Consider the following 10,530-nt stretch of genomic DNA (forward strand, 5'->3'; position numbering starts at 1 on the left):
TCCTTTTTCTATTAAAGTTTATAACCAACGCCTTTCCCTCCCATTTTATATGTATATTTTTTTTTAAAAGTTCCAAGATAAAACTATAATGTCTTATGTTATAATTTATCTGAGGTGATGAAATGTTTTTTAAAGAAGTTAATAAAAAAGATTCTGGAGATACCATAATCTCTAATATCTTCATAGATATATTTATGCCTATGGCTAACGGATTATACGTACAAGTTTATCTTTTAGGCTACCGACAAGCATGTGATCCTAATGCCAATCCAAATTTTAATAATATTTCATTGGCTAAAAATTTAGGAGTTCCCCTATCAGATGTAATAAATGCTTGGAAGTATTGGGAACAACAAAAAATTGTAAAAATTCATAAAGACGATGTTGAAGACGATTTTGATTTTTCAATTGAATTTGTAGATTTGAAAAAATTCTATATGAATAATATAGACAACAATAATATAACCACTGTTAAATCAGATACAGATAAGCTTTTAGAAGCTAGGAACAACCCTAGCATTGTTAGAATGTTTAATTCTATCAACAAAATAATAGGTAGACCTCTTGTTCCAAGCGAAAACATGAGAATATTAGAGCTTATAAACGAATATAATTTAACTCCTGACTTAGTAGTATATGCTTATGAATACAGTAAGGAACAAAAAAACGGAAATGCTAAGCCGCTTAATTACGTTGAAAGTGTACTTAGAAGCTGGTATGATCAAAACATCTTTTCTGTTGAGGAGGCTAAAAATAGCTTTATGGTCAGAAAAGACAGACTTTCTATTTACCGCAATGTATTAAATCAGCTTGGATTTTCAAACAGAGGTGCAACAGATGCAGAAAAGCAGCTTATCGATACATGGATTGATAAATACGATATGAATCAAGAATTAATAACATATGCTTGCTCTAAAAGCAAAAATATCCCTAATCCATCTATATCATATATAAATGGAATAATCGAAAATTGGCGCTCTAAAGATATAACAACCTTAGAGGATGCTCAAAAGGAAGAAGAAGAATTTAGAGCAAATAAACAAAAAGAAAAGGAAGAAAACCAAAAGAAAAGAGATAATAAAAATTATAACTACAATAATTACAACAAAGATAGAACTCCAAAAGTAGTTACTAAATACCACAATAGCTTCAATGAACATTTTAGAAAATATTCAGAAGAAGAGCTAGAAGCTAAATTGCTAAAGGTTCAAAATTCTAAAAACAAAGTAGGTGATTAATTGAAAGATTCCGCTGTAAGAGAAATTCTCTTTTCATACCAAAAGAAAAGAGATAAAGCCGAATATGAATTCGAAGAAAGAAAAAAAAGAATATATAATAAATTTCCTGAAATAGAAAAAATAGATGATGAGATAACCAATATCGGTCTAAAAATGATGAGACTGGTTTTATCAAGTTCTCCTGACAAAGAAGCTTTATTAAACAAATGCAGAGAAGACATGGCATCTTTGAAATCTAAAAAAGACAATCTTTTAAAAATCCATAACATCCCAGAAAGTGACCTAGAAATTCAATACGAATGTCCAATATGCGAGGATACTGGATTTTTAAAAAACGGAGAAAAATGCAACTGCTTCAAGCAAGCTTTGATAAACGAATACTACAAAATGTCCAATATCTCAAAAAACTTCAAGACCCAAAACTTCAACACATTAGATCTTTCTCTATTTTCTGATGAGATAATTCCAGAAATAAACATCTCATCGAAACAAAATATACTTGAAATTTCAGCTATATGTGAAATGTTTGTTCAAAATTTTACGAAGGAAAATGAAGAGAATCTACTGTTTTACGGAGATACTGGTCTAGGAAAAACATTTATGTCAAATTGCATCGCAAAAGCACTCTTGGACAAGGGATTTACAGTTATATATCAAACAGCCTTTAAAATGTTTGACATTATAGAAGAATATAAATTCCACAATGCTAACAACTCTATATCAAAAGATAACTACAACAATCTATTTGAATGCGACCTTTTGATAATAGATGACCTTGGAACTGAGCTTACAAATACATTTACTGTAAGTGAGCTATTTATGATATTAAATACTAGACTTTTAAATAAAAAGAAAACTATTATATCAACTAATTTTTCTCTTTCAAAATTAGCAGAAACTTATACTGAAAGAATTTCATCTAGAATTTTTGATAAATTTACATTAGTTAAGTTTGTTGGAAAAGACCTAAGATGGGAAAGTAAATTTGATTAAAAAAAGGATGTACCATTTAGATTCTAATCTAATGATACATCCTTTTTGGTTGCATTTTATATATTAATTGTCAAATACATTTTTTCTTATTATAGTTTGAGCTCTGTTTGGTCCAACAGAAACTAAATCTATATCAACACCTATTAATTCTTCTATTCTAGCTATATATTTTTTAGCATTTTCTGGAAGGTCTTCAAATTTTTCAACCTTAGTTATATCTTCAGTCCATCCATCTAATTCTTCATAAACTGGTTCGCATTTAGCTAATTTTTCTAATGAAGCTGGGAAATCTTTTAATATTTCATCGCCACATTTGTAAGCTGTACATACTTGTATCTTGTCAAATCCAGTTAAAACGTCTAATAGCATGAATGCTATACTAGTTAGACCATTTATTCTTGCTGAATATTTTACAACAACTGCATCAAACCATCCACATCTTCTTGATCTACCAGTTACTGTACCGAATTCATGACCTTTTATTCTTATTTGATCACCGATTTCGTTTAATTGTTCAGTAACGAATGGTCCTTCACCAACTCTTGTAGTATAGGCTTTAACTATACCTACAACGTCTTTTATCATGTTAGGACCTATACCAGAACCTACTGCAAATCCACCTGATATTGGATGTGAAGAAGTTACAAATGGATATGTTCCTAAGTCTAAGTCTAGTAATGCACCTTGAGCACCTTCAAATAATACTTTTTTACCAGCTTTTATTGCATCGTAAATTATAACTGTTGTGTCTGCAACAAATGGTCTTAATCTTTTTGCGTAGTCCATAAATTCTTTGTATATTTCATCATAGTCAAACATTGGTTCAGCTTTGTCATATACACCTTGAACTATTTTATTTTTTGCATCTATTTGAACTTTTAATTTTTTAGCAAATACTTCTTCGTCCATTAAGTCACACATTCTTATTCCTGATCTTTCAGTTTTATCCATGTAACAAGGACCTATACCTCTTTTAGTAGTTCCTATTTTGTTGTCTCCTCTAGCTTCTTCTGATAAACCATCAAGTTCTTTATGATATGGGAATATGATATGAGCTCTATCACTTATTCTGATATTTTTAGTGTCTATTCCATTTGATTGTAACATTTCAAGTTCTTCAAAGAAACCTTTTGGGTCAAAAACTATACCATTACCTATAACGTTGATAGTATTTGGATTTAATATTCCTGATGGGATTAATCTTAATGCAAATTTTTTACCATCTACAACTATAGTATGACCAGCGTTATTTCCACCTTGAGCTCTTATTACTACATCTGCTTGAGTAGCTAAGAAATCTATAACTTTACCTTTTCCTTCGTCGCCCCATTGAGAGCCTACAACTGCTACTGTTTTCATACTTTCACCTCTATATAAATTATTATTAATTTTCGAACACTTCCGTCTAATAGTTTATCAAACATTCGACTTTATTGCAACTTTATTTAAAATCTAAATAGAATTAATTTGCTTTTAATTATAAACAACATAAATTATACACAATTATCAACAGATACCTGTGGATATTGTGTATAATTATTTTTAATATACGCTTTTTGCAAATATATATTCATTCAATATATTATTCTCTAATTTTATCGGCGAATTTTTGTACTTCACCAAACCAAACTAATTCTATAGTACCAGTTTCTCCATGTCTATTTTTCGAAACTATAACTTCACCTATATTTTTGCTTTCTGTATCTGGATTGTAATATTCATCTCTATATAAAAACATTACTATATCGGCATCCTGTTCTATAGAACCTGATTCCCTTAAATCAGAAAGCATCGGTCTATGATCTGCCCTTTGTTCTGGAGCTCTCGATAATTGAGATAATGCAACAACAGGACAATCTAACTCCTTAGCTAATATTTTCAATGATCTAGATATTTTTGCAATCTCTTGTTGTCTACTTTCGTTGTTGCCTTCACCCTCCATAAGCTGCAAATAATCTATCAAGACTAAATCAAGTCCTTTTTCTATCTTTAATTTTCTACATTTTGATCTCAATTCAGATATTTTTATCCCAGGCGTATCGTCTATATGAATTTTAGCCTCCGATAAAACAGCCATAGCCTCTATTATTCTCGGCCAATCATTAGCACCTAATTTACCTGTTTTTATCTTTTTTAATTCTACATTAGATTGAGAAGATAACATACGTTGAACAAGCTGTTCTTTAGACATTTCAAGACTAAATACTGCAACAGATGCATCGCCCTTCAATGCCGCATTCTGAACTAAATTAAGAGCAAAAGCAGTCTTACCCATTGCTGGACGTGCAGCAACTAGTAACAAGTCAGATTTTTGAAATCCATTTATTTTTTTATTTAAATCTCTAAATCCTGTAGTCAGTCCAGTAACCTCGTTCTTTTCTGTATATAACTTTTCAATCATATCATAAGTATCTCTTAAAACTTGATTTATTTGTTTAAAATCATTAGTTGTCCTCTCCTGAGATATATCAAAAATTTTCTTTTCTGCATTCTCTAGAACATCTTCTACCTTTGCCGAGCTATCATAACCTAAATTTATAATATCATTCGCTGCAGATATAAGCTGTCTAACTATAGACTTTTCTTTTACTATATTTATATAGTATTTTATATTAGATGTAGTAGGAACAATAGTCGATAAACTTGTTATATAAGGTATTCCTCCTATATCATCCAAATATCCCTGGTCTCTTAGTTCTTCTGCTAATGTTATTAAATCTATTTCAGATTGACTATTATAAAGCTTAAGCATACATTCGTAAATTACTTTATGTGCCTCTTTATAAAAATCCTCCGGTACCAATGTCTCAGAAACACTTATCATAGCATCTTTATCTAGTAATATAGAACCTAGTACAGATTGCTCTGCTTCCACACTATGTGGAGGAATTCTTGTGTTATCCTCCATTATTCATCACCTCAAGTTTAGGTTTATTTTTCTTTTACGTCTACTCTTATTTTTGTTACAACCTTTTGATGAATTTTTATTTCAACAAAACTAGAACCTAAAGCTCTTATTGGTTCTTCTAACATTATTTTTCTCTTATCAACAGTTATACCTTTTTGTTTTTTAAGTTGTTCTGCTATTTCTTTTGCAGTTATAGAGCCGAATAATCTTCCGCCTTCTCCTGCTTTTGAGTATATTTCTATGTTCATGTCTTTCATTTTATTTCCTAATTCAACAGCTTCTTCGTATTGCTTTTCTGCTTTTATCTCAGCTGATTTGTTTTGTTCTTTTAATTCCTTCATAGCTTGATTATCTGCTAATTTTGCCATTTTTTTAGGTAATAAGAAATTTCTTGCATATCCATCACTTACTTCTTTAACTTCGCCTTTTTTTCCTGTACCTTTTACATCTTTTAATAATATTACTTTCATTGTTCTTCCTCCTCTAAGTACTCTTCTATTATCTGATGCACCATTTTATAAGCTTGATTAAGTGTTACATTTTTAAGTTGCGCACCAGCTATATCTATATGTCCACCGCCTCCTAGCTTTTCCATGAGAACGTGGACGTTAATTTGCCCTAATGATCTTGCACTAACAAATACTGTGTCATTTTTATGTCCTAAAACAAAAGATGCCTCCACATTTTTTACATTTAAAAGCTCATCAGCAGCCTTAGCTATAACTACATTTATATTACTTATCTCTGACTCTGAATAAGCTATACATATTCTCTTATTTATTATTTTAGTGTTCTTTATAATATCAGCTCTAGCAATAAAGTCTTCAACATTTGATTTAAACAGCATTTTAGTTTCTACTGTATCTGCACCTATTTTTTTCAGGTATGATGCAGCTTCAAAAGTTCTTACACCTGTCTTGAATGCAAAGAACTTAGTGTCTAAGTTAATACCTGCAAGAAGACCTTCTGCAGTTAATTTATTTATTTTGACATCATCCTCTAAGTATTGAATTAATTCAGTTACCATTTCACATGTAGAAGACACGTATATTTCATGGAATAATAAGACTGTGTCCTTTATAAATTCTACACCTCTTCTATGGTGATCTATTACGATAACCTTCTTAGCAATACCTAATAAATCCTTACATTCTGTATAGCTAGGTCTATGAGTATCTACAACTATTACAAGTGTATCCTTATTGCAATTTTTTATAGCCTCTTCACAAGTTACAAATAAACCTTTGTAATACTCTTGTTTTTTGACTTTTTTTACAAATTCTTCTATAGAATCATTGACCTCGTCAAGCACTATATTTGCTGATTTGCCACAGGATTTACATATATCAAATATGCCTACAGCAGCACCTATAGCATCTAAATCTGGATACTTATGTCCCATAATATATATATTATCACTCTGTGATATAACTTCCTTAAGAGCATATCCTATCAGTCTAGACTTAACCTTTGTAGTCTTTTCTACTGCTTTTGATTTTCCACCATAAAACTCAAATTTATCTTGTGTCTTTACAACAGCTTGGTCTCCACCTCTACCTAAAGCTAAATCCAAAGCACCATTAGCACGCTGTAAATCATCATATAGAGACTCTCCTTCTCTACCTACACCTATACTTACAGTGACTGGAAGAGAGTTTCCACAATTTATATTTCTTATAGTATCTAGTATTGTAAATTTATTTTCTTGTAATTTCTTTAATTCTTTTTCTCTAGTAAAAACTACATATTTATCATTAGATGTCTTCTTGATTGCTCCTTTTAGATTATTTTCAAATACAGCTGTCAAAATTCGTTCTAATTCAACTGTTATCAGTGATCTATTTTCCTCTGGAGCACTCTTTAAGACTTCATCATACTCATCTACTTGTATCAAGATGATTACATTTTTATCATCTTCATATTTTTGCTTTAGTTCTAAATATTCTGTGTTATCTATCCAATATAACATCATCAAATACTTAGCATTATTACCTTGTTCATTTTTTATAACATTATAAATTACTGTATACTGTCTGTCTTTATATTCTACATCAGTATACATTTCCTTGTTTTCATTTAAAACTTTTCTTAAATCTAGGTTTTGTATTACATTATCTATATTTTCACCTAATAAATCTGGTGATCCTGTCATATCATAGAATTTGTTGTTATACCAATTTATATTTCCATCAAATTCTAATATACAAAGAGGAATAGGTAAATTCATTACTGCTTTTTTTGTGGTTTCATCCATATCTAAAGATAGATTTTGGATGTATTTATTCCACTCTTTCTTTCTAAGATTAGCAATTCTCCAATTGTGAAAAACTATATATATAAAACCGAAGAAAAATAAACCACCTAAATATAAATTGTACGTAAGAAGAAATATACTCATTATCCCTATTATTAATATATAAGCATTTATTTCCGGCATATTTATTTTGAAATTTGGTTTATTCCTCATTTTTATCCTCCTATATTACTTCACAACTCTTTACTTTTCTAAAATCAAATATGCTATCTACCATTCCTAATATAGAAATTCCCATAACGCCAAATAAAACTATGGCTATAATTACCATAGTGACTTTAATTAATTGGCCACCTTTAAGCCATCTTTTAGCAAAAAATATAGCTACAGATACTCCCTGTATTAAAAATAATATATAAAATATCATCTCTAAATTCATCAATATCAAATCCGTATACAATGGAGTATTGAACATTTCTAGTAACATTATAACTATATATAAAACAAATGATGTCAACACAGCATTTCCCGGTAAATAAAATCTAGAAAATTTTATTTCCCTTAAATCGTTTAAATCTATCTTTTTTATTTTCTTCAAAGTAAATATAGCTAAAAAATATGTAAGTATAGCTAACAATATTGCTCTAGAAAATAATATCAATGGCATAATGTTTAAAATAGTTTGTATTATAGACTCCTCTGTAATCTTTGGCGCTGACGTCAAAGTTGATACAGATTCTTGTATTGCACCAATTTGTGTAGATAACTGTGCTTTCATAACAGAAGTGAATTCTTCTAATATATTAATATTAAATAAATACTTTGATATTAAGTAGTTTGCTATTAATCCAAGAATAAACGCAATAGTCCCTGCAAAAATAGGTTCAAACTTATTATCGTTGTTTTTATAATTCAATACATTTTTAGTAATTATACCAATTATTATCCCTGGTATAATACAATTTAAACAAATATCAAAAATATATACTGGATTTATAAAAAATACAAGGGCTAAAATCACCATTGCAATAGATATAAAAATCCCTTTACTATCTGATAAAGTAGCAATTACCACAAACAAAGATGATACACCGATAGTTAACACACTTAAACCAGGTATATCAAAGATAGCCAATATCATCGCTACACAAAACAATGTAATTAGCAAGGTTTGAGGTAATGTTAGTTTTTTACTCAATTTATAATCACTCCCTATTTTCAATATGATTTTTTAAATTAGTCAAATCTCCATACCATTTTTCTATGCTGTGATCTTCTTTTATTCCTAATGAAGTTTTTTCTTTTATTCTATAATCTATCTCATTAAAACTTATTCCAAGTCTCTTTGCCAAAAGATACGTTATCATTATAATATTGGCTAATATATCTTGAAGCGCTTCATCAGCTGATCTTACTCCTTTAAATAAAATATTAAATAATTCACTTACACTCATTAATATTTCATTTTTCATCCATTCAATAATCTTTACATTTCTAGTAATATCAGAATTTCTATCTATTCTCACAACCTTACCTCCTTATTCTATTATTTGCTTTTAAAATAAATTCAATAAGCTATTTTAGTAATATGTCATTTAATATTTTACTTATAATAATTCAATAAATGACCCTTAATTCATTCTAATATTTTAACTTATTTTTTATTTTATCGATAAGCGCAAAATTTTATTATAAGTATAAGGCTCTGTGAACTTGCAGCTATCAAATATATAAACCTATTATAACACATTATATATCATTTGAAAAAACGAGCATTAAAACTCGTCCTTTTATGTTCTCAATCGAATTGTGCTTAGCAAAAATTAATTTTTTACTAAAAAAGCCTTCCTTGATGTTTCAATGGAAGGCTTACTTTTTATTAGTCTAAAGTGTATGGTAAAAGTGCTAAGTTTCTAGCTCTTTTTATTGCCACTGTTAATTCTCTTTGATGTTTTGCACAAGTACCTGAAATTCTTCTTGGTAATATTTTACCTCTTTCAGTGATGTACTTTTGTAATCTTTGAGTGTTTTTGTAATCTATTTTAGCGTCTTTAGATGCACAAAATTGACAAACTCTTCTTTTTTTACGTCTTTTTTTGTTTATCATCTGTTATTCCTCCTTTTCTTTAAAATGGTATATCGTCGTCATCTATAGCTTGAAAACCATTAGGATCTAATCCTTGATTCGGTTCAAAACTTGGCTCAAAACTAGGTTGTGACCCTGGATGACTTTCAACATATGGATTTTCTGATTTACTTCTATTGCTATCTAAAGCTTGTACATTTCTCGCACTTACTTTAGTAAATGTTCTATTTTCTCCTGATTGTGTTTGATATCTATCTACTCTAATACTTCCTTGGATTGCAACTAATCTACCTTTTGATATATAGTTAGCACAGAATTCAGCAGATTTGCCTATAACTTCTATAGGTATAAAATCTGTATCCTTACTTCCATCCTTCTTAGTGTAATCTCTATCAATTGCAAGAGTAAATGTAGCAACAGGTGTTCCAGTTCCAGGTATATATCTTAGTTCTGGATCCTTTGTTAATCTTCCAATTAAAACTACATTATTCATAATGTAACCTCCCTACGAATTTGTTTGATTACTTATGATTATGCAACTACTATCATATGTCTTATTACGTTTTCGTTTATCTTTAAGTTTCTGTCTAATTCTTTTGGAATTTCAACACCAGCCTTAAAGTTAACTAATACATAGAAACCTTCAGTAAATTTAGCTATTTGGTAAGCTAATTTTCTATTTCCCCATGCATCAACTTTTTCTACTTCACCATTTGAAGAAATAACGTCTTTTATTTTGTTTAAAACACTTTCTTTTGTTTCATCATCAGAATTTGGTTTTACAACATAAACTAATTCATAATTTTTCATTCTTTTCACCTCCCTTTGGACTTAACGGCTCTACTTTTTAGAGCAGAGAAATGAGAACTAAATCTCATACTTGTCTATTTTATCATTATTAAATAAATATATCAAGTATTTATTTTTAAATTTATTTTAATTTCTTACTTTTTATATTTAGTTTTTGACAGTGCTTACCTTTAATATTTCTATTCGCTTTTAGGAATTACTTTTTTAACTCTCTTTTCTAGTGTAGGTCTATCTAGCATTA

11 protein-coding genes are annotated in these 10,530 nt (G+C 29.3%); 2 read left to right on the forward strand and 9 right to left on the reverse strand.

The annotated features are described in order from the left end of the window. Window positions 1-122: 122 nt before the first annotated feature. On the forward strand, window positions 123-1,238 hold the full coding sequence (locus ACI3VO_RS15245; RefSeq protein ID WP_439758739.1) for a DnaD domain protein: 1,116 nt from the start codon (window positions 123-125) through the stop codon (window positions 1,236-1,238). Continuing rightward, complete coding sequence (locus ACI3VO_RS15250) at window positions 1,239-2,231, forward strand: ATP-binding protein (RefSeq protein ID WP_439758740.1); 993 nt, start codon at window positions 1,239-1,241, stop codon at window positions 2,229-2,231. 63 nt (window positions 2,232-2,294) lie between these two features. Here ACI3VO_RS15250 and ACI3VO_RS15255 read toward each other — a convergent pair whose 3' ends face one another. The 9 genes from ACI3VO_RS15255 to rpsF form a co-directional block, all read right to left on the reverse strand. Then, on the reverse strand, window positions 2,295-3,590 hold the full coding sequence (locus ACI3VO_RS15255) for an adenylosuccinate synthase (protein ID WP_320624265.1): 1,296 nt from the start codon (window positions 3,588-3,590) through the stop codon (window positions 2,295-2,297). 223 nt (window positions 3,591-3,813) lie between these two features. Then, window positions 3,814-5,139 carry a replicative DNA helicase gene (dnaB, locus tag ACI3VO_RS15260; protein WP_439758741.1) on the reverse strand — a complete coding sequence of 442 codons (1,326 nt, stop codon included), beginning with the start codon at window positions 5,137-5,139 and terminating at the stop codon, window positions 3,814-3,816. Window positions 5,140-5,162: 23 nt separating this feature from the next. Further along, window positions 5,163-5,609 (reverse strand): 50S ribosomal protein L9, encoded by a 447-nt coding sequence (gene rplI / locus ACI3VO_RS15265; RefSeq protein WP_290687185.1) that lies wholly within the window; start codon window positions 5,607-5,609, stop codon window positions 5,163-5,165. Beyond that, window positions 5,606-7,606 carry a DHH family phosphoesterase gene (locus ACI3VO_RS15270; protein ID WP_439758742.1) on the reverse strand — a complete coding sequence of 667 codons (2,001 nt, stop codon included), beginning with the start codon at window positions 7,604-7,606 and terminating at the stop codon, window positions 5,606-5,608. Before ACI3VO_RS15270 ends, rplI begins: the two co-directional genes overlap by 4 nt. Window positions 7,607-7,616: 10 nt before the next feature. Continuing rightward, on the reverse strand, window positions 7,617-8,591 hold the full coding sequence (locus ACI3VO_RS15275) for a DUF2232 domain-containing protein (protein ID WP_320624262.1): 975 nt from the start codon (window positions 8,589-8,591) through the stop codon (window positions 7,617-7,619). A gap of 7 nt (window positions 8,592-8,598) precedes the next feature. Continuing rightward, on the reverse strand, window positions 8,599-8,919 hold the full coding sequence (locus tag ACI3VO_RS15280; RefSeq protein WP_320624261.1) for a MazG-like family protein: 321 nt from the start codon (window positions 8,917-8,919) through the stop codon (window positions 8,599-8,601). A gap of 353 nt (window positions 8,920-9,272) precedes the next feature. Beyond that, window positions 9,273-9,500: a 30S ribosomal protein S18 gene (rpsR, locus tag ACI3VO_RS15285; RefSeq protein WP_320626681.1), complete on the reverse strand. Its 228-nt coding sequence runs from the start codon at window positions 9,498-9,500 to the stop codon at window positions 9,273-9,275. A 19-nt stretch (window positions 9,501-9,519) separates the two neighbouring features. After that, complete coding sequence (locus ACI3VO_RS15290) at window positions 9,520-9,972, reverse strand: single-stranded DNA-binding protein (protein ID WP_439758743.1); 453 nt, start codon at window positions 9,970-9,972, stop codon at window positions 9,520-9,522. A 38-nt stretch (window positions 9,973-10,010) separates the two neighbouring features. After that, window positions 10,011-10,289, reverse strand: coding sequence for a 30S ribosomal protein S6 (gene rpsF / locus ACI3VO_RS15295; protein WP_320626683.1), 279 nt, complete (start codon window positions 10,287-10,289; stop codon window positions 10,011-10,013). Between the last annotated feature and the right edge of the window lie 241 nt (window positions 10,290-10,530).

Source organism: Intestinibacter sp., from assembly GCF_051866655.1.
Taxonomy (GTDB): Bacteria; Bacillota; Clostridia; order Peptostreptococcales; family Peptostreptococcaceae; genus Intestinibacter.